At 64.6% G+C, this 22,184-nt stretch carries 22 protein-coding genes; 15 read left to right on the top strand and 7 right to left on the bottom strand.

Annotated elements, in window-relative coordinates; genetic code table 11:
- Position 1 precedes the first annotated feature (1 nt).
- Both AC1ROK_RS13725 and AC1ROK_RS13730 read left to right on the top strand, forming a co-directional pair.
- Complete coding sequence (locus AC1ROK_RS13725; protein WP_492847745.1) at positions 2–649, top strand: TetR/AcrR family transcriptional regulator; 648 nt, start codon at positions 2–4, stop codon at positions 647–649.
- Positions 646–1,149, top strand: coding sequence for a GFA family protein (locus AC1ROK_RS13730; RefSeq protein ID WP_492847747.1), 504 nt, complete (start codon positions 646–648; stop codon positions 1,147–1,149). The genes AC1ROK_RS13725 and AC1ROK_RS13730 overlap by 4 nt, the downstream gene beginning before the upstream one ends.
- A 27-nt stretch (positions 1,150–1,176) precedes the next feature.
- Here the strand turns inward: AC1ROK_RS13730 and AC1ROK_RS13735 are convergent, their stop codons facing one another.
- The gene (locus AC1ROK_RS13735) at positions 1,177–2,550 is read right to left on the bottom strand and encodes an FAD-binding oxidoreductase (protein ID WP_492847749.1); all 1,374 of its coding nucleotides are present in this window, start codon (positions 2,548–2,550) and stop codon (positions 1,177–1,179) included.
- A 225-nt stretch (positions 2,551–2,775) separates the two neighbouring features.
- Between AC1ROK_RS13735 and AC1ROK_RS13740 the strand changes: the two genes are divergently transcribed.
- Positions 2,776–3,756: an AraC family transcriptional regulator gene (locus AC1ROK_RS13740; RefSeq protein WP_492847751.1), complete on the top strand. Its 981-nt coding sequence runs from the start codon at positions 2,776–2,778 to the stop codon at positions 3,754–3,756.
- 49 nt (positions 3,757–3,805) lie between these two features.
- On the opposite strand, the gene dksA is transcribed toward AC1ROK_RS13740, so the two are convergent.
- Both dksA and AC1ROK_RS13750 read right to left on the bottom strand, forming a co-directional pair.
- Positions 3,806–4,219, bottom strand: a complete 414-nt coding sequence (gene dksA / locus AC1ROK_RS13745; RefSeq protein ID WP_492847753.1) for an RNA polymerase-binding protein DksA — start codon at positions 4,217–4,219, stop codon at positions 3,806–3,808.
- Positions 4,220–4,334: 115 nt separating this feature from the next.
- Complete coding sequence (locus AC1ROK_RS13750; RefSeq protein WP_492847755.1) at positions 4,335–4,751, bottom strand: flagellar assembly protein FliX; 417 nt, start codon at positions 4,749–4,751, stop codon at positions 4,335–4,337.
- 220 nt (positions 4,752–4,971) lie between these two features.
- Here AC1ROK_RS13750 and AC1ROK_RS13755 point away from each other — a divergent pair, with 220 nt between their 5' ends.
- The 9 genes from AC1ROK_RS13755 (at position 4,972) to flaF (ending at position 13,845) form a co-directional block, all read left to right on the top strand.
- Positions 4,972–6,096, top strand: coding sequence for a flagellar basal body P-ring protein FlgI (locus AC1ROK_RS13755; RefSeq protein WP_492847757.1), 1,125 nt, complete (start codon positions 4,972–4,974; stop codon positions 6,094–6,096).
- On the top strand, positions 6,096–6,455 hold the full coding sequence (locus AC1ROK_RS13760; protein ID WP_492847759.1) for a rod-binding protein: 360 nt from the start codon (positions 6,096–6,098) through the stop codon (positions 6,453–6,455). The genes AC1ROK_RS13755 and AC1ROK_RS13760 overlap by 1 nt, the downstream gene beginning before the upstream one ends.
- A complete protein-coding gene (locus tag AC1ROK_RS13765) occupies positions 6,452–6,925 on the top strand; it encodes a hypothetical protein (RefSeq protein WP_492847761.1) in 474 nt (157 codons plus the stop codon). The genes AC1ROK_RS13760 and AC1ROK_RS13765 overlap by 4 nt, the downstream gene beginning before the upstream one ends.
- A 99-nt stretch (positions 6,926–7,024) precedes the next feature.
- The gene (locus tag AC1ROK_RS13770; RefSeq protein WP_492847763.1) at positions 7,025–7,348 is read left to right on the top strand and encodes a hypothetical protein; all 324 of its coding nucleotides are present in this window, start codon (positions 7,025–7,027) and stop codon (positions 7,346–7,348) included.
- A 251-nt stretch (positions 7,349–7,599) separates the two neighbouring features.
- Positions 7,600–9,159 (top strand): flagellin N-terminal helical domain-containing protein, encoded by a 1,560-nt coding sequence (locus AC1ROK_RS13775; protein WP_492847765.1) that lies wholly within the window; start codon positions 7,600–7,602, stop codon positions 9,157–9,159.
- A 243-nt stretch (positions 9,160–9,402) separates the two neighbouring features.
- Complete coding sequence (locus AC1ROK_RS13780) at positions 9,403–10,962, top strand: flagellin N-terminal helical domain-containing protein (protein WP_492847767.1); 1,560 nt, start codon at positions 9,403–9,405, stop codon at positions 10,960–10,962.
- A 173-nt stretch (positions 10,963–11,135) separates the two neighbouring features.
- Entirely contained in the window at positions 11,136–12,959 is a 1,824-nt protein-coding gene (locus AC1ROK_RS13785) for a flagellin N-terminal helical domain-containing protein (protein ID WP_492847769.1), read from the top strand.
- Between the two features lie 138 nt (positions 12,960–13,097).
- Positions 13,098–13,484, top strand: a complete 387-nt coding sequence (flbT, locus tag AC1ROK_RS13790) for a flagellar biosynthesis repressor FlbT (protein WP_069908332.1) — start codon at positions 13,098–13,100, stop codon at positions 13,482–13,484.
- Positions 13,474–13,845, top strand: coding sequence for a flagellar biosynthesis regulator FlaF (flaF, locus tag AC1ROK_RS13795; protein ID WP_492847771.1), 372 nt, complete (start codon positions 13,474–13,476; stop codon positions 13,843–13,845). The genes flbT and flaF overlap by 11 nt, the downstream gene beginning before the upstream one ends.
- Before the next feature lie 214 nt (positions 13,846–14,059).
- On the opposite strand, the gene AC1ROK_RS13800 is transcribed toward flaF, so the two are convergent.
- A complete protein-coding gene (locus AC1ROK_RS13800) occupies positions 14,060–14,923 on the bottom strand; it encodes a TerC family protein (protein WP_492847772.1) in 864 nt (287 codons plus the stop codon).
- 201 nt (positions 14,924–15,124) lie between these two features.
- On the opposite strand from AC1ROK_RS13800, the gene AC1ROK_RS13805 reads away from it, so the two are divergent.
- From AC1ROK_RS13805 to AC1ROK_RS13815, 3 genes are read left to right on the top strand one after another with little or no spacing between them, the layout of a single operon-like run.
- Positions 15,125–15,583 (top strand): YeeE/YedE family protein, encoded by a 459-nt coding sequence (locus AC1ROK_RS13805; RefSeq protein ID WP_492847774.1) that lies wholly within the window; start codon positions 15,125–15,127, stop codon positions 15,581–15,583.
- 1 nt (position 15,584) lies between these two features.
- Entirely contained in the window at positions 15,585–16,052 is a 468-nt protein-coding gene (locus AC1ROK_RS13810; protein WP_492847776.1) for a DUF6691 family protein, read from the top strand.
- Entirely contained in the window at positions 16,049–17,209 is a 1,161-nt protein-coding gene (locus AC1ROK_RS13815) for an FAD-dependent monooxygenase (protein WP_492847778.1), read from the top strand. The genes AC1ROK_RS13810 and AC1ROK_RS13815 overlap by 4 nt, the downstream gene beginning before the upstream one ends.
- A 221-nt stretch (positions 17,210–17,430) precedes the next feature.
- On the opposite strand, the gene AC1ROK_RS13820 is transcribed toward AC1ROK_RS13815, so the two are convergent.
- The 3 genes from AC1ROK_RS13820 to AC1ROK_RS13830 all read right to left on the bottom strand — a co-directional run bounded on the left by AC1ROK_RS13820 (position 17,431) and on the right by AC1ROK_RS13830 (position 22,125).
- Complete coding sequence (locus tag AC1ROK_RS13820) at positions 17,431–18,147, bottom strand: invasion associated locus B family protein (protein WP_492847780.1); 717 nt, start codon at positions 18,145–18,147, stop codon at positions 17,431–17,433.
- A gap of 112 nt (positions 18,148–18,259) precedes the next feature.
- A complete protein-coding gene (gene mfd, locus AC1ROK_RS13825; RefSeq protein ID WP_492847781.1) occupies positions 18,260–21,757 on the bottom strand; it encodes a transcription-repair coupling factor in 3,498 nt (1,165 codons plus the stop codon).
- A complete protein-coding gene (locus AC1ROK_RS13830) occupies positions 21,754–22,125 on the bottom strand; it encodes an FAD assembly factor SdhE (RefSeq protein ID WP_492847783.1) in 372 nt (123 codons plus the stop codon). Before AC1ROK_RS13830 ends, mfd begins: the two co-directional genes overlap by 4 nt.
- Between the last annotated feature and the right edge of the window lie 59 nt (positions 22,126–22,184).

Consider the following 22,184-nt stretch of genomic DNA (forward strand, 5'->3'; position numbering starts at 1 on the left):
AGTGAACGAACACGCGGATGGGGAAGGCGATGGCCGTTCTGCCCGCAAGCGCCGAGCCATCCTCGACGCCGCCACCGAGGTGTTCCTGAAAAGCGGCTATCTCGGCACCAACATGGATGAGATCGCCGCCCTCTCCGCCGTGTCCAAGCAGACTGTCTACAAGCACTTTTCTTCGAAGGAGGCGCTGTTCGTCGAGATTGTCGGCGGTATGACTACCGGCGCCGGCGACACCGTGCATAACGACGTGGCGAAGCTCGGCCAGGACGAGGACCTTTCCGACTACCTCGTCGAATATGCGCTGCGGCAGCTGACGGTCGTGCTGACGCCGCGCATCATGCAGTTACGGCGTCTGGTGATCGGCGAAGTGACGCGCTTCCCCGAACTCGCCCGGGTGCTCTACGAGCGCGGACCGGCGCGCGCCATGAAGATGCTGGCCGCCGTGTTCGAAGATCTGGCCAGGCGCGGCCTACTTGATATCGACGACCTGGCAATCGCTGCAGAGCACTTCAACTGGCTGATCATGTCGGCCCCGCTGAACCGGGCCATGCTGCTCGGTGACGACGCTATCCCGTCGCAAACCGAACTGCGCCGCAACGCCGAGGCGGGCGTGCGGGTGTTCCTCGCGGCCTATGGCAGTCCGCAACGATGACGACGCGGTACGTGGCACGCTGTGCCTGCGGCAATGTCGAGCTCGAGCTGACCGGAGCGCCGGTGATCAGTGTCGTCTGCCACTGCGACGACTGTCAGGCCGGCTCCCGCATGATCGAGGCCCTGCCTCGCGCACCGACGATTCTGGATGCCGGCCATGGTACGCCCTATGCGCTCTATCGCAACGACCGACTGGATTGCACCAAGGGCGCCGAACTGCTCGAGGGTCATACTCTGAAGCCGGACTCGACCACTCACCGCATGGTCGCCAGCTGCTGCAACTCGGCCATGCTGGTGCGGCTCGATCCGATCCTGCACTGGACCCCGGTTTATTGCGACCGCATCGTGCCACCGGCGCCGCCGCTGGAGATGCGCATCCAGACCAGGTTCGTGCCCACCGACGTCGCCGTGCCGGCGGACCTGCCGAGCTTCAGGGGCGTGCCGCTGCGATTTTTCACCCGGCTGATCGCGGCTCGGGTCGCGATGACGCTCCGGCTGTAGCGTCATCACGAAGTTAGGATGGTCGGCCTAAGCCGACGGCTGGATGTTCTGGTTGACGTGGAACAGGTTGCTCGGGTCGTACTTGGCTTTGAGGCCGGCAAGGCGGGGGTAGTTGTCGCCATAGGTCGCCCGAACGCGCGCCTCACCCTCCTCCATCATGAAGTTCGGATAGGCGCCGCTGAGGTCGTAGGGGTGGACCGCGTTCCAGTAGCCGTTGGCCCACTCTTTCAGCGCCGGCGCCTTCGCCGAATCCGAATCGACGCCGACGATGACCATTGACCAGCGCGCGTTGCGGCAGTTCCACGCGGTGTCGCCGCTGGCCCGATCATGCACCGCGCCGTCGATCGGATAGAGGTGCATCGCCGAGATCGGGGTCGGCACTTTGGCGGCATGCTTCAGGTGTTCCGCAATCGCCTCGTCCGACAGCGTCTCGACGAAATCTCCCTTCCAGTACCACTGCAGGCCCGTCGGGTAGAGCGCATCGAACATGCTCTGTAGCGCCGGATAGGCAATCGGGCCCGCCCAGTCGATGATCGGCGCCGGAAGCTCGGCGCGTATACGATTTACCGCCGCCTCGGCATTCTCGCCATTATGCGCGACCAGCAGGACGCACATCTTCTTGCCCCAGTGTTCCCTCGGGAACGGGTCGCCCGGCGGCACCGACTGCAGCCCGAGCCAGATGTAGAAATCCTGCGGCGCCCCCTCCTGGAACGCCCGGTACCACCGCATCACCGTCTCGGCGTCGCTGAGCTCGAAGATGATTGGGCCGCCATACAGCATCTTCGCCGGATGGGTTCGGAACAGGAAGCTCGTCACCACCCCGAAATTGCCGCCGCCACCGCGCAAGGCCCACATCAGGTCACTGTTCTCGGTCTCGCTGGCGGTGACAAAGCTGCCGTCCGCAAGCACCACATCGGCCTCGATCAGGCTGTCGATGGCGAGCCCGTATTGCCGGCTCAGGTAGCCGTGCCCGCCCGACAGCGTGAGCCCGCCGACGCCGGTGGTGGAGATGATGCCGAATGGAACCGCCTGCCCAAAGGCGTGCGTGGCGTGATCGACATCACCCGTGGTGCACCCCGGACCCACCCGCACTGTCTGCGCCTTGGGATCGACCCTCACCCCCTTCATCATCTGCAGATCGATGACAAGGCCATTGTCGACGCTGGCAAAGCCCGGCCCGTTATGGCCGCCGCCGCGGACCGCGATGGCGAGCCCCTGCTCGCGGCCGAAGTTCACTGCAGTGATGACATCGCCGGCGTCGACGCACTGCGCGATCAGCATCGGCCGCCGATCGATCATCCCGTTGTAGAGCTTGCGAGCGCCCTCATAGCCCGTGTCGGTGGCACGGATCAGTGTTCCCCGAAGGTTGCCGGCGAACGTGTTGACGGTTTCGTCGTGCATGCTGTCCTCCCTGAAATAGATCAGCCGGCAAAAGCTACCCACCCTCTCCGCCGGCACGAATATCCGATCGTCCTGTTTCGTTGCTCAGACGTCCTGACCGGCAGACCAAAGTCCGTCAGTCTACCTGTCCTTGCCTCTGACAGTCGTATCGGTGATAGTCGAGGCATATCGAAACGGCATTTTGACCCGTGTCGCGGAAATTTCTGCCGCGCGGAGTGCCTGCGAATGGACGTTCTTTCAGACGTGCTTACCGCCGTACGGTTGACGGGCGCGATATTCTTTGACAGCACTTTCCGCGAGCCCTGGGTCGCTGAAGCGCCGCGTGCCTCGGTGATCGCCAGCAAGGTGATGCCGAACTCGCAATACGTGTTCTTCTTCCACACGTTGATCGAGGGTTCATGCTGGGTGGAGATGACCGACGGTTCCACCGAGCCGCTCCGGCTCGAAGCCGGCGACATCGTCGCTTTCCCAATGGATGACGCCCACGCCCTGTGCTCTGCCATTGGCATGCGGGCGAAGCCGGATCTCGCGGCCTACCACCACCCGATCGACCGCCAATTGCCCTATGTGGTCAACGAAGGTTCCGGCACCGGCTCATGCCGGTTCGTCTGCGGCTATCTCGGTTGCGATGTCCGGCCGTACAACCCCTTCATCAAGTCGCTGCCTCAGGTGCTGCACGGCCGCGGCACGGCCAGCCAGAGCTGGCTGGCGGGCTTGGTCCACCACGCGGTTTCAGAAACAGACAGGGGGCGGCCAGGTGGCGAGACCGTGCTGGCGAAACTCGCCGAATTGATGTTCGTTCAGGTTATCCGGGAGTATGTCGAAGGCCTGCCCCAGGATGCCCGCGGTTGGTTGTCGGGCCTGAAGGATCCCCATATCGGTCAGGCGCTGCGCCTGATCCATGGCCAACCTGCAGCCGAGTGGACCCTGGAAGGGCTGGCTCGCGCCGTCGGACTGTCGCGGACGGTCTTCGCCAACCGCTTCAGCCACTATGCCGGCGATCCGCCCATGCAATATCTGGCCCGCTGGCGTATGCAACTGGCCGCACGGCTGCTTGAAAGTCCGGGTGTCAGCGTCGCCCAGGCCGGCGCACAGGTCGGCTACGACTCCGAGGCCGCTTTCAACCGCGCCTTCAAGAAGGTCGTCGGCCTTCCGCCCGGCACATGGCGAAAAGGCCACGTCTCCGGTGTCGCGCCTACGAACTGAACCGGGTGCACCACAAACAACAAGGCCCGCATCGCTGCGGGCCTCGTTGTCATTCGTCGCGGTACACCTTCTCGCGCCGCTCATGCATTTCCTGGGCTTCCAGGGAGAGCGTAGCGATCGGCCGGGCGTCGAGCCGGGCGATCCCGATCGGGTCGCCGGTTTCTTCGCAATAGCCGTAGGTGCCGTCCTCGATCCGCTTGAGCGCCGCGTCGATCTTCGAGATCAGCTTGCGCTGCCGATCACGGGTGCGCAACTCAAGTGCCCGATCGCTTTCCGAGGAGGCGCGGTCGGCCATGTCCGGATGGTTCTGGCTTTCTTCCTGCAGGTTCTCGAGCGTTTCGCGGCTTTCTGCGAGGATCTCGCTCTTCCACCGCTCCAGCTTCTGCCGGAAGTACTCCCGCTGCCGCGGGTTCATAAACGGTTCGTCCTGAGTAGGTCGGTATTCAAGAACTTCAGTCGACATTCTGACTCGATTCCAAAACGCCCCTAATGGCGGGCCTTATAGTGGCGCAAGGGCATGCTTCGCAAGCTTTCAAAAGCTTGGTGATTAATCCGTGAGTGGAGAGGCGCCGAGTGTGTCAGGCGGGGTACAGTCCGCGCTTGGCCAGTTCGACCCTGGCGCGCAGCTCGATATCGTCGAGTAATGCGTCCAATCGGGGGTCGCTCTGCTCCCGCGCCTGGCTCAATACAGCCATGAGCTGGTTGAGGCGTCCCTCGGCCATCCGGCCGACCAGCAGGTCGCCGCGCAGCCCCTCGAGCGCGTCGATGAGCTGGTTGCCGCGGCGCACCACCTTCTTGCGCTTGAGCAGTGGATCTTCGACCGCCTGCAGCGCCAGCAGCGCATCCAGCGAAGTGGAGGCGGCGATCGTGGCGGTCGGCCGCGCCTGCTGCGCCTGCGGCCCCTGACCGATCTCGAACGCCACGCCGGACGAGCTGTGACCGGCGACTGAGCGCCCTGCCACATTGCCTACCCGCGCATTGTTCTCGATCCGCACTGGACTCACCCGCCTTGACGACTACTCGGCAAAATCTGCCGCCAGCAGTTAAGCAAACGTTAATGCACCCGGCAGGACTTGCCGTCCGGCACTCTCCGCGCCCCGCCAGCCGAGCACCAATCTCCTGTATTTTCAATGCCTTGGCGAAACTGGCACGGTTCTCGCAACACCACTGGCAATCGCGGCGCATGGGGATGTGCCGCACTCCGGGGACTGCCAGATGGCCAAATTCAACCTCAAGCGCGCACTGCTTGGTCTTATGACCGCCTTGCTGCTGCTGCCGCAGCCGAGCGCGACCTACGCTGCCGCCGCCCGCATCAAGGACGTCGTCAATATCGAGGGCGTCCGCGACAACCAGTTGGTCGGCTACGGCCTCGTGGTCGGCCTCAACGGCACCGGCGACGGGCTCAACAACTCACCCTTCACCAAGCAGAGCCTGCAGGCCATGCTCGAGCGGCTGGGCGTCAATACCCGCGGCGAGAACATGCGAACCGGCAACGTCGCGGCGGTGATGGTGACGGCAAACCTGCCGGCCTTCTCCACCCAGGGCTCGCGGCTCGACGTCAATGTCGCCTCGCTGGGCGATGCCAAGAGCCTGCAAGGCGGCACCTTGCTGGTCACCCCGCTGCTCGGCGCCGACGGCGAGGTCTACGCTATCGCCCAGGGCTCGGTGACCATCAACGGTTTCTCGGCCGAAGGCGACGCCGCCTCGGTGGTGTCGGGCGTCCCCACCACCGGCCGTATTTCTTCCGGTGGCCTGATCGAGCGCGAGATCGGCTTCGTGCTCGGCGCCCAGCGCACGTTGCGGCTGGCACTGCGCAACCCCGACCTCACCACCTCGCGACGCATCGCGCTGGCGATCAACGATTTCATCGGCGTGCCCTGCGCCACGCCCGAGGATCCGGCGACCATCCGGCTCAACCTGCCGCGCAATTTCAACGGCAACATCGTCGACCTCTTGACCGATATCGAGCAACTGGTGATCGAGACGGATCTGCCCGCCAAGATCGTCATCGACGAGAACTCCGGCATCATTGTCATGGGCAAGGATGTGCGGGTCTCGACCGTCGCGGTCGCCCAGTCGAACCTGACGGTCACCATCGCCGAGAGCCCCACCGTGGTGCAGCCGAACCCGCTGAGCCTCGGCCAGACTGCGGTGGAGCCACGCACCGACCTCTCGGTGAACACCACCGAAACCAACCTCGCGGTGGTGCCGGAATCGGTGAGCCTGCAGGAACTGGTCGATGGCCTCAATGCGCTGGGCATCAGCCCGCGCGACCTCATCGCCATCCTCCAGGCGGTAAAAGCCTCCGGCGCTCTGCAAGCCGAAATCGAGGTGCTGTGATGCTGAGCTCCGCCTCCGGTCTTGGCTTCACTAGCCAGAACAAGGCGACGACGCTGTCGCCTGCCCAGGTTGGATATCTTCGCGAGCAGGCAAAGGACCTTGAGGGTGTTTTCCTCAACACCTTGATGAAGGAAATGTTCGCCTCGCTCAAGACCGACGAAAGCGCCATGGGCGGCGGCTTTGCCGAAGAAACCTGGCGCGGCATGCAGGCCGAGCAGATGGCCGATGTGCTGGCCCGCTCGGGCGGCGTCGGCCTCGCCGATGCGTTGCTGCCTGATCTCATCGCGGCGCAGGAAGCCGCGCAGAACTCCATCCCCAAGAACACAACAACGCCAAGAACCAGCGGAGCGCTGAAATGATGAATGCTGCTGCCGAACGCCTCTCGGCCCTCGACTCTCTTCCCGCCGCCGAACTCTGCGGCCTCGCCATGGAAACGCTCGAAAACCTGGTCGTGGTGCTGAACCAGGAGACCACCCTGCTCCGCGCCGGCCGCGCCAAGGATGCCGGCCAGCTGACCGCCGAAAAGACCCGCCTCGCCCAGGACTATATGGGCTTTGCCCGCTCGGTGCAGCGCCAGTCGTCGCGGCTGCGCGCCGAGGCTCCGGCGCTGGTCGACGCCTTGCTCGGCGGTCATGATCGGCTCGCAACGCAGATGGCTGAGAACCTCCGGGTCATCGCCACGGCGCGCTCGGTCACCGAGGAGCTCCTCACCGACGTGGCCAAGGCGATAAGCGCCAAGGCCCGTCCCAGGACCTACGGCGCCAATGGCGAAATTGCCGGCCAGCCGCCGCAGGCCGCCAGCGGCGTGTCGATCAACCGCGCGCTCTAGATCACTACAGTTTTCGGCAAATTGCCTCGAACCGCGAAAGCGGGGTGAAAGCCCGGAGCTGCATGCTCGCCAGCTTATTGGCAATTGGGAATGCCGGTCATGAGCGCCAGAATAGCGCCCGAACCGATAAACACGGGACTCGGAGCCGTCGCGGACTATCGGTCACGCACGCTGCTTGGGGATTCCCGGACCGGTTCTGACCAGCTGGACACTCCGCCGCCGGCGCCCCCGCAGAACAGCGCCGCTCAGTTACTGCCGCCGCTGCCCGCACCGCCGCCTCCGCCAGGCTCGGCCTTTGCCGCCGCCCTCCTCTCCGGGCAACTGCCGCCCAAGCCCACAAGCGATCGCGAGATCATCCTCAGGCTGGGGAGCGCCGACCTGCCGGCGCAGGGCTCGCTCGCGCTGCACGACCGGCTCGTCTGACCTCTCACGATTCTGCGCTGCTGCGGTCTGATTCCCTAACCCGACACCATGGGTCAGTCGCTCGGCAAGAACTGCCGGAAAGGCACATTCATGAGCTTTGGCAAGGCTTTATGGTCGACGGCGGTACGTCATGGAACACAAAATTAACTGCGTCTGGCAGCATCCTGTTAACCATTCTTAAGCCGGCCGAGGCTACGATCAGCATCAATCTCAGGACGAGATTATCGATTTAGCCAGAAGGGATTCCACCCATGCCGGAAGTTAACCTGTCAAAGGCGGTTCGCTCGAACCTGCTGAGCCTTCAGTCCACTGCAGCCTCGATGGCCAAGACGCAGGAGCGTCTCGCCACCGGTCTCAAGGTGAACACTGCGCTCGACAACCCGACCAACTTCTTCACTGCCGCGTCGCTGAATAGTCGTGCGTCCGACATGGCAAACCTGCTGGACTCGATGTCGAACGGCATCAAGACCATCGAGGCCGCCGATAACGGCGTCAGCTCCATCACCAAGACCGTCGAGTCGATGCAGTCGGCCCTGCGTCAGGCGCGGCAGGACAAGTCGTTCAAGACGATGTCCTATGCGCTCGACGCCACCGCCATCGGCACAGCCTCGGTGAAGACGCTGTCGTTCGAGGACGGCGCCATCGGCACCACGCCGGTGAGCATCAACCTCAACACCACCGGCGCAGGCTCTGCCGCCACTGCCGGTACCGTCACCTCGAACTTCGGCACAACGCTGACCTTCGACAATGCCGGCGATCAGTTGAATTTCTCGATCGCCGTCGACGGTGGCGCCGCTACCGCCGTGACGATCGACGCCCAGACGCTGACCGACGCCGGCATCGCCGGCACGACCATCGACGATGGCGCCGAATTGCGTGCCGCGGTGACCCAGGCCCTCACCGACGCCGGCGTGACCGGCGTCACCGTGGGCGGCTCGGGCGCTGCCCTCACCTTCACGTCGAACACCACCGGCGCTGGCTCGTCCATTGCCATCTCCGCCGTGGGTGCGGTCAACGGCGGTGGCGCCGACACTCTCACCAACACCTCCGGCATCGCTGCCGCATCGAATACCGGTGCCGCTGCCGTGGCCGCAGGTGCGGTCAAGACCGTTGATGCCCTCGTTCAGGAGATCAACACCAACACCTCGCTGAAGGACAAGATCCGCGCCTCCAACGACAACGGCAAGCTCCGCATCGAGAACCTCTCGACCGAAGAGCTGACCGTGACCGGCGTTGGCTCGGACGGCGAGATTGACGGCACCACTGGCACCGGTGACATTGGCGGCAACACCGTTCGCAAGAACCTCGTCACCCAGTTCAACGAACTGCGCGACCAGCTCGACAAGTTCGCCGACGATGCCTCTTTCAACGGCATCAACCTGCTCCGCGGCGACAAGCTCAAGCTGACGTTCAACGAGACCGGCACCTCGACCATCGATATCCAGGCCAAGAACGAGAATGGCGATCCGATCGCCATCAACAACACCACCTTGGGCATTGATCACGTCGTCAACTCCGACTTCGACCTCGACTCCAAGCTCGATGCGAAGCTGGAAATCCTCGGTACCGCCCTCGGCAAGCTCCGCTCGCAGGCCTCGTCCTTCGGCTCGAACCTGTCGATCGTGCAGAACCGCACCGACTTCACCAAGAACATGATCAACACGCTGGAAACCGGCGCAGCGAACCTGACCTTGGCCGATACCAACGAGGAAGCGGCGAACCTGCTGGCCCTGCAGACCCGCCAGCAGCTCAGCTCGACAGCCCTGTCGATGGCCTCGCAGGCCGACCAGGCCGTGCTCCGCCTGTTCTAAGGCGACGCACCCCAGGGAATACCAAAGGCGGGCTTCGGCCCGCCTTTTCTTTGCCTAAGCGGCTTTGCGTACCACTTCGAAGCATTGAGCAAACTGCTCATTAACTTTGCCTCGAATGCCTACGCCAAACTTCAATTCACCGATCGAACTTAAGACTTCTTTTGCCGGTCCCGACCGATGATCCAGCCGCGTCTCAGGAGAGACGGTTAGTAACTGAGTACGGACCCAGAAAGGGCCTCCAAAATGGCTGATGTAAATCTGTCAAAGGCAGTTCGCTCGAACCTGCTGAGCCTCCAGTCCACCGCTTCGTCCATGGCCAAGACGCAGGAGCGTCTCGCCACTGGTCTGAAGGTGAACTCGGCTCTCGACAACCCGACTAACTTCTTCACTGCCGCTTCGCTCAACTCTCGTGCTTCGGATATGGCGAGCCTGCTCGACTCCATGTCCAACGGCATCAAGACCATTGAAGCTGCGGACAACGGCCTTTCGTCGATCACCAAGACCGTCGAGTCGATGCAGTCCACGCTCCGCCAGGCGCGCCAGGACAAGTCGTTCAAGACCGGTTCGTTCGCAGTTGATACCGCAGCCGTCGGCACCACCGCGGTGAAGACGCTGTCGTTCGAGGGCGGCGCCGTCGGCACCACGCCGGTCAGCGTCAACCTCAACACCACCGGCGCCGGCTCTGCCGCCACTGCCGGTACCGTCAGCTCGAACTTCGGCACCACGCTGACCTTCGACAACGCCGGCGACCAGTTGAACTTCTCGATTGCCGTCGACGGTGGCGCCGCCACTGCGGTGACGATCGATGCACAGACACTGACCGATGCCGGCATCGCCGGCACGACCATCGACGACGGTGCCGAACTGCGTACCGCCGTGACCCAGGCTCTCACCGATGCCGGCGTGACCGGTGTCACCGTGGGCGGCTCGGGCGCTGCCCTCACCTTCACCTCGAACACCACCGGTGCCGGTTCGTCCGTCGCGATCTCCGCCGTTGGCGCGGTCAACGGTGGTGGCGCCGACACCCTCAGCAACACCTCGGGCATCGCTGCTGCATCCAACACGGGTGCCGCTGCCGTGGCCGCCGGTGCAGTGAAGACTGTTGACGCTCTGGTTTCCGAGATCAACGGCAACACCTCGCTGAAGGACAAGGTCCGCGCTTCCAACGACAACGGCAAGCTCCGCATCGAGAACCTCTCGACCGAAGAGCTGACCGTGACCGGTGTGGCTTCGGACGGTGAGATCGACGGTTCGACCGCCGAGACCGCCATCGGTGGCAACGAGGTCCGCAAGAACCTGGCCAAGCAGTTCAACGAACTGCGTGACCAGCTCGACAAGCTGGCTGATGACGCCTCTTTCAACGGCATCAACCTGCTCCGCGGCGACAAGCTCAAGCTGACGTTCAACGAGACGGGCACTTCGACCATCGACATCCAGGCTAAGGATTCCGATGGCGACGCGACCTCGATCAACAACACCACGCTTGGCATCACCTCGGTTGCCGACAAGGACCTCGACAGCGACGCGTCGATCGACGCCAAGCTGGGCAAGCTCGGCGACGCCCTGGGGACCCTGCGTTCGCAGTCTTCGGCCTTCGGCTCGAACCTGTCGATCGTGCAGAACCGCCAGGACTTCACCAAGAACATGATCAACACCCTCGAGACCGGTGCGGCGAACCTCACGCTTGCCGATACCAACGAGGAAGCAGCAAACCTGCTTGCCCTGCAGACCCGCCAGCAGCTGTCTTCGACGGCGCTGTCGATGGCCTCGCAGTCCGACCAGGCCGTGCTGCGTCTGTTCTAAGACGCCAGTCGCAAGACAAGACGAAGGCGGGCTCCGGCCCGCCTTTTTCTTTGCGCTAGACTGTTTTGGTACGCCGATTAACCGGCTGTTTTCGATTATGGCCCGATAGATACAGCATTGACGGGCCGGGCCCCAGGACGCGGGCATTTTAGACAGACCAGAAGGTTTGTAACGTGGCTGATGTAAACCTCTCCAAGGCGGTTCGCTCGAACCTGCTTTCGCTCCAGTCGACCGCGGCCTCGATGGCCAAGACCCAGGAGCGCCTCGCCACCGGCCTCAAGGTCAACTCGGCGCTCGACAACCCCACCAATTTCTTCACTGCAGCGTCGCTCAACAGCCGCGCCGGCGATATGTCGAACCTGCTCGATTCGATGTCGAACGGCATCAAGACCATCGAGGCGGCCGATAACGGTTTGAGCTCGATCACCAGGACGGTCGAGTCGATGCAGTCGACGCTGCGCCAGGCGCGGCAGGACAAGTCGTTCAAGACCCAGAGCTTCACGGTCGACGCCGGAGCCACAGGTTTGCTGGAGTTCACGGGCGGAGCAGTCGGATCGAGCGCCGTCGGCGTGTCGCTGGGGAGCTCCGGCGCAGTCCCGGCAGCAGTTGTGGCAAGCGCTGACTATCAGGCTCCCGTGGCCACGGCGGGATATGCCGAGTTCGTCTTTGACACGACCCAAGACGGTGGCATGGATCACACGGGAGGGTGGAACCCCATCTTCGATCTGACCGTCGACGGTGCAGCGATACAACTTGAGGTAGCCGACACAGATATCGCCGCAGTGGGGAACAACGACGGCGTCGTGAACAGCATCGGGGAGTTCACTGCCGCCATCAACTACACGCTGCAGCGCACCGGACAGGATAGCCTTCTCACAGCAAGCCACGACGGCACTTCCATTCGCTTTACGTCAGCGACAACCGGATCAAGCTCGGGGGTGTCGATCGATGTGGCGTATGTGTACGCGGACTTTCTGGGCGCGGCACCTACTCCCGGCACCCCCGGCACAGATGGCGCATCCAAACAGGTCACCATCTCCAACGGCACAGACACGGCCACAATCAACCTTACGAGTGCCAACGCCGGCACCGTCACCGATGCGCGCAACTACATTCAGGCGCAGCTGACCGCTCAAGGGGTGGCGGGAGTGACCGTCGGTGGGTCCGGCAACCGGATCGACCTGGCCGGTGCGGCGGATGGCTCGAACAACATCAGCGTGGGTGGTCCGGACGCCGTCTCGGTATTCGGGGCCTCGCCCGGGGTGACTGCCGGCGCGACGGCCGGAACCTACTCGGTCGATCAACTGTTGCAGTCGATCAACAGCAACTCCGCCCTCAAGGACAAGGTCCGCGCCTCCAACGACAACGGCAAGCTCCGGATCGAGAACCTCTCGACCGAAGAGCTGACGGTCCATGGCGTTGGCACGGACGGAGAGATCGACGGCACCACGGGCACCGCGGATATCGGCGGCAACGAGGTGCGCAAGAACCTTGTCAAACAGTTCAACGAGCTGCGCGACCAGCTCGACAAGCTCGCTGACGATGCCTCGTTCAACGGCATCAACCTGTTGCGCGGCGACAAGCTGAAGCTCACGTTCAACGAAACCGGCACCTCGACCATCGACATTCAGGCCAAGGATGCCGATGGCGGCCCGACCTCGATCAACAACACCACGCTGGACATTACCTCGGCCATCTTCGCCGACTTCGACAATGACGCCTCGCTCGACGCGCGCCTCGGCAAACTCAGCGACGCGCTCGGAAAACTTCGATCGCAGGCCTCGGCCTTCGGCTCGAACCTGTCGATCGTCGAGAACCGCAACGACTTCACCAAGTCGATGATCAACACGCTCGAGACCGGCGCGGCGAACCTCACCCTCGCCGACACCAACCAGGAAGCGGCCAACCTCCTCGCCCTGCAGACGCGCCAGCAGCTGAGTTCGACCGCACTGTCGATGGCCTCGCAGGCCGACCAGGCGGTGCTGCGGCTGTTCTGATCGTCTCCCGACGCCCTTCTCACTCTGATCGTCCTGTTCGGGCTCGGAGCCCCCGCATTCGCCGTGCGCCGGTAGCGTTTTGGTGACGCGGCGCATGCAGTATGCTGCACCACGGAATCACGGGGTTGAACCACCGACATGTCGCTAAAGGTCGAGTTGAAGCCGGGCGAACGCCTGATCGTCGGCAACTGTGTCATTACGAACTCGGATCAGCGGACCCGGCTGTTCATTGACGGCAAGGCGCCAATCCTACGCGAGAAGGACATCCTTACCTTCGAAACCGCGACCAGTCCGGCCAAGCGCATCTACTTGGCTGTACAGCTCATGTACATTCACGAGAACGTCGAACGACTTACCCAAGACTACTTTCAGCTGGTCAATGACATCATCACAGCAGCGCCATCAACAATCCGCATTGTTGACGAAATCAATAACGAGATATTAACCGGCTCCCTGTACAAAGCACTCAAGGCTGCGAAAAAGCTGATTCAGTACGAACAGGAACTCCTCGGCAATGCAGAATAGTGCGGCGCTCGCCTACCAGCAGGTAGGCAGGCAGACGGTCAATCCTCGTCTTCTCGAGGCCAACCTCCTCTCTCGAGCGGCCGGCCAGATGCAGCGGGTCCGAGACGACTGGGACAACGAGCGTCACGAACTGACCGCCGCCCTGATGTTCAACCGCAAACTGTGGACGGTGTTCCTCGGCTCGGTGACCGGCGAAGAAAGCCAGCTGCCCAAGGCGCTGCGCGAGAACATCGCCAATCTCGGCCTGTTCGTGATGAAGCAGACGATGACCATCCAGGCCGAGCCCTCGGCCAACAAGCTCACCGTGCTGATCAACATCAACCGCGAGATCGCCGCAGGCCTGCGCGCCGGCCAGAGCTGATCGCGCCCGTCATGTTCGGAATAGAGAAAGCCCGCGGAAACCGCGGGCTTTTGCATTTCAGGGCGCGGGTCACCAGCTTCAACCTCTCCCTTGGGGAAAGGACGGCCCGCAGGGCCGGGTGAGCGGGCCTTCTTCAGCTTCGGCGCTTGCATAAGGCCACTCACCCCGCCCCCCTCTCCCAAAGGGAGAGGGGGCGCTGGGGCCGGACGAGAGCCTACTTCCGCGGCGCCGATTTCGGCTTGGCCTGAGCCCGCGCCGTCGAAGTCGACTTGGTCTTTGGCTTGGCTGGCGCTGTCGAGGCAGCCGCTACCGGGGCGTGCCCCACGGCAGACACCGGACGCCCCGAGGCCGCCCGGGCGCGCAACTTGCGCTCCTTGGCGATGATATTGATCGCCTCGACCAGCACCGAGAAGCCCATGGCCGAGTAGATGTAACCCTTGGGGATATGGAAGCCGAGGCCGTCGGCCACGAGCGAGGTGCCGATCAGCAGGAGGAAGGCCAGCGCCAGCATCTTGGTGGTCGGGTGCTTGGCGACGAAGTCGGCCACTGGACCCGATGCGATGAACATCACGCCCACGGCGACGATCACCGCGGCAATCATCACCTCGACCTGGTCTGCCATCCCCACGGCGGTGACGATCGAGTCGATCGAGAACACCAGGTCGATGACGATGATCTGGCTGATGATCGCAGCGAACGCCATCGAGGCCTGCTTCTTGAGGTTGTCTTCCTCTTCGTGCGGCTCCTCGATCTCGGCATGCATCTCGTGCGTCGCCTTGTAGACGAGGAAGGCGCCACCGGCGATCAGGATCAAATCCTTCCACGAGGGGGCAAAGCCCATGATGTCGAAGGCCGGCTGCGTAAGGCTGATGATCCAGGAGATCACCAGCAGCAGGAGGATGCGGAAGACCAGCGCCAGCGCCAGGCCGAGCTTGCGGGCGCGATCTGCCTGCTCCTTGGGCAGACGCGACACCAGCACCGAGATGAAGACGATGTTGTCGATGCCGAGCACGATCTCCATCGCTGTGAGGGTCAGGAAGGCAGCCCACACGTTGGGATCGTAGAGGAGTTCCAGCATCGACAGCTCCGGTCAGGTTGATCAGGTGGCGACATACTTAGGGCCGCGGCGCGATTGTTGGAAGAGTGCGCAGGAGGCTCCGCACAGGGTGCGGTTTTTCATCGCGCCCCCGGCCGGTGGCACGATCGCATCGTGCCGAAGCTGGCCCGTCAATGCTGCCGCTGCTATTGTAATGGCTCGGCTCCACTCGAAGGTTCCCCCATGGACGCGTTCTCTCCCATCCCCGCCCTGATTGGCGGAGTGCTCATCGGGCTCGCCTCGGCACTGCTCTGGCTCGGCAACGGCCGCATCGCCGGCATCTCGGGAATCTTCGGGCAGTTGCTGCCGCCGGCACGCACCGTGGTGTGGCGGCTGATATTTCTCGTGGCGCTGGTGCTCGGGGCCCTCGTGGCCGCGTGGCTGATCCCCGGCCTCGGCGTCGGCGGCCCTGGCGGAGCACCGGCACAGCTGGCATCACCTCCGCCGGGCTGGAACGTCCCTGCCCCGCTCTGGGTCGCCATTTCGGGGCTGTTGATCGGTTTCGGCACCAAGATCGGCAATGGCTGCACCTCAGGCCATGGCGTCTGCGGCATCGCCCGACTCTCCCGGCGCTCGTTCGTTGCGGTCGGGGTGTTCTTTTCGGTCGCCATCCTCACTGTCGCCGTCACCGGGATCGTCTGACATGAACCTTCGCCTCCCCTATCTCGCCACTGCTGCCGTCAGCGGCCTGTTGTTCGGCGCCGGTCTCTACATCTCGCAGATGGTCGATCCACTGAAGGTGCTGCGCTTCCTCGATTTCACCGCCATCCCCACCGGCGGCTGGGATCCGAGCCTCGCCTTCGTCATCGTCGCCGCCATCGCCGTGATGTTCATCGCTGTCCGCATCAGCCGCGCCCGCCAGGCGCCGCTGTTCGACGCCCAGTTCCATGAGCCGGAATTCCACCACATCGATGCGCCGCTGGTCGGCGGCGCCGCACTGTTCGGCATCGGCTGGGGCATGTCGGGCATCTGCCCGGGCCCGGCGATCTCGCTGATCGCTTTCTGGCCCGACAATCTGCTGATCTTCCTCCTCGCCATGTTCGCCGGCTCCTACGCCGGCGCGCTGGTCATTCCGAGCGGCCGCGACAAGCGGCTGGCGCTGGCCCGATGAGCGGCGCGCTCGAAGCGGTCGTCGTGGGTGGGGGCCTTGCCGGCGTGGCGGCGGCGGTTGCCGTCGCCCGCGCCGGTCTTCGCACCCTGCACCTTGCGCCCAAAGGCCCGCCCGACCGGCGTACCTCGGCACTGATGGGCCCGAGCGTCGACTACCTGCGCGCAGCCGGCCTGATCGGCGACCCTGCAGCGCTCGGCCACCCGCTGACCCAGATCCGCATCATCGACGCCACCGATCGGCTGCTGCGTGCGCCCGAGACGCTGTTCGACAGCAAGGATGCCGGCCTCGAAGCGTTCGGCTGGAACTTTCCCAACATCAAGCTGCTCGAAGCTTTCGAAGCGGCCCGCGCCTCGCTCGACAACCTCGAGACCCGTGAACTGGCGCTCGCCTCGATCGAGCGCGGCACCGCCGGCTGGGTGCTGACGCTCGCCGATGGCAGCGTCGTCGAGGCGCCACTGGTCGTCGGCTCGGACGGCAAGAAGTCCTTGGTCCGCGTTGCCACCGATTTCCGTGCTCGCGAACACGGCTTCACCCAGTCGGCGCTGGTCTGCGACCTGGAGCTCGGCCGTCCGCTCGGCGGCGCCTCGGTCGAATTGCACTACGAGCAGGGTCCGTTCACCCTGGTTCCCGCGGGCGGATCGCGCGCCAACCTCGTCTGGATCGACGACCGCGAGGTGCTGAAAGCCGCCCAGGCCACCGGCCAGGATGGCCTCCGCACCGCTTTCCTCGCGAAGTCGCAGCGCCTGTTCGGCGATATCCAGCTGCTGACCCCGGCGCACATGTTCCTGCTCTCGACCCTCACCGTCGAGCGCGCCGGCATGGATGGCATCGTGCTCGCCGGCGAGGCCGCGCACGCCTTTCCGCCGATCGGCGCGCAAGGCCTCAACCTGGGGCTGCGCGACGTCGCCGATCTCGCCGCGTCGCTCGCTGCCGCCGACCGAAGCGCCGCCGGCTGGGCCAATGCCGTGAGCATCGACTACGCCCAGCGCCGCGCCGACGATCTCGAGCGCACCGGCGGCATGGTCGACGCGCTGTTCCGTTCGCTGCTCAGCGACTTCCTGCCGGCCCAGGCGCTGCGCGCCGGCGGCCTCTGGGCCCTGCGCCTGCTGCCACCACTGCGCAAGCGGGCCTTCGGGCTCGGCATGGGCCAGGGGTGAGTTCACAAGACACAGCGCTGCTGCTCTGCACCGACGTCATTCCCGCGCAAGCGGGAACCTAGTGGGATGCTGCGGCACCCGCTGAACCTCTGAGATCCCATTGGGTCCCCGCCTGCGCGGGGATGACGCCGGTGGGGAGGCCGAGGTCGGAACCTCAACGGTGCAACCTAAACAAAAGGGCGCCCGGAGGCGCCCTTTCGATTCTCACTCTTTTGATCCGCTTACTGCGGGGCAGCCGGCGTGGCCGGCGGCGCGGCGCCCTCGGTACCGAGCTGCTTGCGCAGCTCTTCGGCGCGATCCTGCAGCTGCTTTTCCAGCGCCGACGGAGCGGTCGACTGCTTGTTGAACTCGTCGAAGGTCATCGCGGCGGCGCCATCATAGACCGAGGTGAAGCCGGCCAGCGTGATGTCGATCACCAGATCTTTGTTCTGGCGGTTCTTGGCGGTGAGCTTCAGCACGCCGCCCTTCTTGAGGCTGTTCACGTAAGCCTCGTTGATCACCAGCTGGGTGGCGCAGCTCTGCGGGTCGCACAGCATGAACGGCACGCGGATCGGCTTGCCGCCGTCGATCTGCCAGGTGAGGCCGAACGGCAGCAGCACCCCAAGCGGCACCGCGGCGACGGCGAGCAGGCGGCTCTCCTGGCCCGGATCGTCACGCAACAGGAACGAGCCGAGGAACTGGCCGTTGGCGACGACGACCTGGCGCATGATGCAGGCCTGCTTGCCGCCATCGATGGGGTCGCAGACCTTGAGCCAGTTCTGAGCGGGATTGGCAGCTGCCGCAGGCGCAGCAGCAGCGTCGGCAGCAGGCGCCGCCGGTGCTGCCCCACCCTCGGCGGGGGCTGCCGGCGTGGTGGCGTCCTGCGCGAGCGCCCCGAACGAGGGCATCATCAGCGCGGCAACCGCGAAACCAGCAACGACGAGCTTTTTGAGGGTCATTGAATTTCCTTGTGGTGTCCTACCATCGGTGACTCTCCCGGCCACCCTTCTTCGTGCGCTCTTCAAGGCACGAAACGCGGCAATAACATGACCGAGATGACTTCCGAAAGCTTTAACCTGCGAGTGTTGCCGCAGCGCTCGATTCCGCCGCCAGACGGGCCATTCTCGACAGTATCGCGGCGGTCCCCTTCAGTCGCGCCTCGGCCGTCGGCCAGTCACGGCTGAACACGAGTTTCTGATCAGGTTTGATCCGCACCTGCATCTGCGGATCGGAGACCATCCGCACTAGCCCGGCAGGGTTGGGGAACGTCTTGTTCCGCAGCGTAACGACTGCGCCCTTGGGGCCGGCATCGACCTTCTCGACATTGGCGGTGCGGCAAAGCGCCTTCACCAGGATCACCTTGAGCAGCGCCTCCACCTCTTCCGGCAGCGGCCCGAAGCGATCGATCAGCTCGGCCCCTGCCGCATCGATCTCGCGCGCATCCGAGAGGTCGCCGAGGCGGCGGTAGAGCTGCATCCTCAGTTGCAGGTCGGGCACATAATATTCGGGGATCATCACCGGCATGCCCAGCGAGATCGTCGGGCTCCACTCGTTGCGTTCCTCGTAGTCGGCGTCGCCGTCGCGCAGCGCCGCCACCGCCTCTTCCAGCATCGCCTGGTAGAGCTCGAACCCGACTTCGCGGATGTGGCCCGACTGCTCGTCGCCGAGCAGGTTACCGGCGCCGCGGATATCGAGGTCATGGCTCGCCAGCTGGAACCCTGCCCCCAGCGTTTCGAGCGACTGCAGCACCGTCAGTCGCCGCTCGGCGGTGTCATTGAGCTTGCGGTCAGGCGGAATGGTGAACAGTGCATAGGCGCGCTGCTTGGCCCGCCCGATGCGGCCGCGGATCTGATAGAGCTGCGCGAGGCCGAAATTGTCGGCCCGGTGCACAACCAGCGTATTGGCATTGGGGATATCGAGCCCGGATTCGACGATCGTGGTGGCGACCAGCACGTCGAACTTGCCATCGTAGAAATTGTTCATGATGTCGTCGAGCTCGCTCGGCGGCATCTGGCCATTGGCGACGACATAGCTCACCTCCGGCACCTGCTGGCGCAGGAACTCGGCGATGTCAGGCTGGTCCTTGATCTTGGGCACCACGTAGAACGCCTGGCCACCGCGGTACTTTTCGCGCAGCAGCGCCTCGCGCACGCTGAGCGGATCGAATGGCGAGACGAATGTGCGGATGGCGAGACGATCGATCGGCGGTGTCGCGAGGAGCGACAGGTCACGCACCCCGGTCAGCGCCAGTTGCAGCGTGCGTGGAATCGGCGTTGCGGTCAGCGTCAGCACGTGGACGTTGCCCTTCAGCTCCTTCAGCCGCTCCTTGTGAGCAACGCCGAAATGCTGCTCCTCGTCGATGATCAGCAGGCCCAGGTCCTTGAACTGGATGGATTTCGCCAGCAGCGCATGCGTGCCGACGACGATATCGACGGTGCCCTTTTCCAGCTCTTCTCTGGTCGCCTTGAGTTCGGTCGACGACACCAGCCGCGAGGCCTGCCGGATGCGCAGCGGCAGGCCGGAGAAGCGCTCGCTGAAGGTCTTGAAGTGCTGGCGCGACAACAGTGTCGTCGGCACCACCACCGCCACCTGCCGCCCCGACATCGCCACGGCGAACGCCGCGCGCAGCGCCACCTCGGTCTTGCCGAAGCCGACATCGCCGCACACCAGCCGGTCCATCACCCGGCCCGACGCCAGATCCTCGAACACCGCGTTGATGGCGACCAGCTGGTCTTCGGTCTCGTCATAGGGGAAGCGCGCCGCGAACTCCTCGTAGAGCCCCGGCTGCACATCCATCGGCGGCACCGTCGACAGCTGCCGCAGCGCCGCGATCTTGATCAGCTGCTCCGCCATGTCGCGGATGCGCTTCTTCAGCTTGCTCTTCTTGGCCTGCCAGGCGACGCCGCCCAGCTTGTCGAGCTCGATGATCGCGTCGGCGCCGTAGCGCGACAACAGTTCGATATTCTCGACCGGCAGGTAGAGCTTGGTGTTGCCGGCATATTCGATCTCGACGCAATCGTGCGGCGCGCCCTGTACCTCGATGGTCTTGAGGCCCAGGAACCGGCCAATACCGTGGTCGACATGCACGACGAGGTCGCCCGCCGCGAGGCCGGCAGCCTCGGTCAGCGCGTCGGAGGCCTTGCGCCGCTTCTGCGGGCGCAGTAGCCGCTCGCCGAGAATGTCCTGCTCGCTCAGCACCAGCATGTCGTCGGTCTGGAACCCGGTCTCGAGCCCCAGCACCACCAGCGCGGTGGTTTCCGGCGAGGTTGTCTCGGCATCGCGCCAGTTCTCGGCGAGGCGCGGATGCGCCAACCCGTGGTCGGCCAGCACCTGCGCCATGCGATCGCGCGAGCCTTCCGACCAGCAGGCGATGATGGTCTTGCGCGCTTTCTTGCGCTCGGCGCGGAACAGTTTGACCACCGCCTCGAACAGGTTGACGTCCTGCGCCTGCCGCTCGGCGGCAAAGCTCGGCGCTACGCGCCCGCCGGCATCGTCGACCTTCCTGGTGTCGGGCGTCGCGAACGGCGACAGCTGCACCACGCCCTTGTCCGGCGCCAGCGTGTAGGGCGCGCGCTCCATCTCGTAGAGCTGCGCCGGCGGCACCGGCTTGTAGGGCGCCGCGCCCTGCGACTGCTTCTCGTGCCGCGCATCCTCGCGCGCTTGGTAATAGTCCGAGATCTGCGTCTGCCGGTCGGCGAAAGCTTCCCGTGCCTGGTCGTCGAAGACGAACGGCGCATCCTCGGTGTAGGCAGCGAGGTGGTCCAGCTCGTCGTAGAAGAACGGCGTCCAGTGCTCGACACCCGGATAGCGCTGGCCGGCGCTTACCGCCGCATAGAGCGGATCGTCGACGGTATTGCCGCCGAACATCGTGGTGTAGCGCGCCCGGAAGCGGCGGATCGCCTCCTCGCTCAGCAGCACCTCGCTCATCGGCGCCAGCGCGATGCGCTTCAGATTGCCGGTGGTACGCTGGCTGTCCGGATCGAAGGTGCGGATCGTCTCCAGCTGCTTGCCGAAGAAATCGAAGCGCAGCGGCGATTCGACGCCCGCCGGATAGAGGTCGACCAGCCCGCCGCGGACGGCATATTCGCCGGTCTCGCGCACCGTCGGCACACGCAGGTAGCCATTGCCGGCCGCCCAGGCGATGAGCTTCTCGCTATCCACCACCTGCCCTGCCGCTGCGGCAAAGCTCATCCCGGCGACCACCTCGCGCGGCGGTAGCTTCTGCACCAGCGCATTGACCGTGGTGAGGACGATGGCCCCCTTGGCCGCGCCGCTGGCGAGGCTCGAGAGCGTCGTCATCCGCGCCGCGATGGTCACGCCGTTAGGCGATACCCGATCATAGGGCAGGCAGTCCCAGGCCGGCAGGGTCAGCAACTGGTGTCCCGGCATCAACTGCTCGAGGATTTCCACCATGCGCTGCAGGCGCCGACCATCGCGCGCCACGAACACCGCGCTCACCGCTGCATCCGGCGCCGCCTTCAGCCGCTCCTCGATGAGGCGCGCCAGCACCACCGGCTGCATGCCATCGGGGACGTTCGAAAGAGTGCGATCGGCGCGCTGGTCGGTCATTTGGCAGTCCGGAATCTGAGCAGGTCGGCGAGCAGGTCGTGGTCGGCGTCGGCGGGCGCCGGCTCCTGCCCCATCAGCCAGGCGAGGAGGTCCGTATCCAGCTCCTCGAGCAGCGTCTCGAAGCGATCGAGTTCCCCCCCGTCCATGACCTCCAGCCGCGCATCCGCATAGGGCCCGAGCAGCAGGTCCATCTCCTTGGTGCCGCGGTGCCAGGCGCGATAGCGCAACCGGCGCAACCGCATAGCAGAATCTTCACCGGCGTCTTTTTGAAGGGCCATGATCGGGAGGTCTCGGGGAATGTGGATGGCGTGTTTACGCGGATATCGCCCCCGTGTCACGTGGTCAGCAAGCATGCCCGTCGCGGCCACGTGGTGTCTCCGCCGCAACGGACACCTGCAAGCCGGTGGCAATCGGCAGCCGATTTTGC

The organism is Devosia sp. GW821-FHT12F11, assembly GCF_058806655.1.

Bases quoted from the DNA above. Each gene is read 5' to 3' on its own strand.
- AC1ROK_RS13755 (WP_492847757.1), top strand. From the start codon at position 4,972: ATGGCCAAATTCAACCTCAAGCGCGCACTGCTTGGTCTTATGACCGCC.
- flaF (WP_492847771.1), top strand. From the start codon at position 13,474: ATGCAGAATAGTGCGGCGCTCGCCTACCAGCAGGTAGGCAGGCAGACG.
- AC1ROK_RS13760 (WP_492847759.1), top strand. From the start codon at position 6,096: ATGCTGAGCTCCGCCTCCGGTCTTGGCTTCACTAGCCAGAACAAGGCG.
- AC1ROK_RS13805 (WP_492847774.1), top strand. From the start codon at position 15,125: ATGGACGCGTTCTCTCCCATCCCCGCCCTGATTGGCGGAGTGCTCATC.
- dksA (WP_492847753.1), bottom strand. From the start codon at position 4,219: ATGTCGACTGAAGTTCTTGAATACCGACCTACTCAGGACGAACCGTTT.
- AC1ROK_RS13780 (WP_492847767.1), top strand. From the start codon at position 9,403: ATGGCTGATGTAAATCTGTCAAAGGCAGTTCGCTCGAACCTGCTGAGC.
- AC1ROK_RS13775 (WP_492847765.1), top strand. From the start codon at position 7,600: ATGCCGGAAGTTAACCTGTCAAAGGCGGTTCGCTCGAACCTGCTGAGC.
- AC1ROK_RS13730 (WP_492847747.1), top strand. From the start codon at position 646: ATGACGACGCGGTACGTGGCACGCTGTGCCTGCGGCAATGTCGAGCTC.
- AC1ROK_RS13800 (WP_492847772.1), bottom strand. From the start codon at position 14,923: ATGCTGGAACTCCTCTACGATCCCAACGTGTGGGCTGCCTTCCTGACC.
- AC1ROK_RS13810 (WP_492847776.1), top strand. From the start codon at position 15,585: ATGAACCTTCGCCTCCCCTATCTCGCCACTGCTGCCGTCAGCGGCCTG.
- AC1ROK_RS13735 (WP_492847749.1), bottom strand. From the start codon at position 2,550: ATGCACGACGAAACCGTCAACACGTTCGCCGGCAACCTTCGGGGAACA.
- AC1ROK_RS13740 (WP_492847751.1), top strand. From the start codon at position 2,776: ATGGACGTTCTTTCAGACGTGCTTACCGCCGTACGGTTGACGGGCGCG.
- AC1ROK_RS13770 (WP_492847763.1), top strand. From the start codon at position 7,025: ATGAGCGCCAGAATAGCGCCCGAACCGATAAACACGGGACTCGGAGCC.
- mfd (WP_492847781.1), bottom strand. From the start codon at position 21,757: ATGACCGACCAGCGCGCCGATCGCACTCTTTCGAACGTCCCCGATGGC.
- flbT (WP_069908332.1), top strand. From the start codon at position 13,098: ATGTCGCTAAAGGTCGAGTTGAAGCCGGGCGAACGCCTGATCGTCGGC.
- AC1ROK_RS13820 (WP_492847780.1), bottom strand. From the start codon at position 18,147: ATGACCCTCAAAAAGCTCGTCGTTGCTGGTTTCGCGGTTGCCGCGCTG.
- AC1ROK_RS13815 (WP_492847778.1), top strand. From the start codon at position 16,049: ATGAGCGGCGCGCTCGAAGCGGTCGTCGTGGGTGGGGGCCTTGCCGGC.
- AC1ROK_RS13765 (WP_492847761.1), top strand. From the start codon at position 6,452: ATGATGAATGCTGCTGCCGAACGCCTCTCGGCCCTCGACTCTCTTCCC.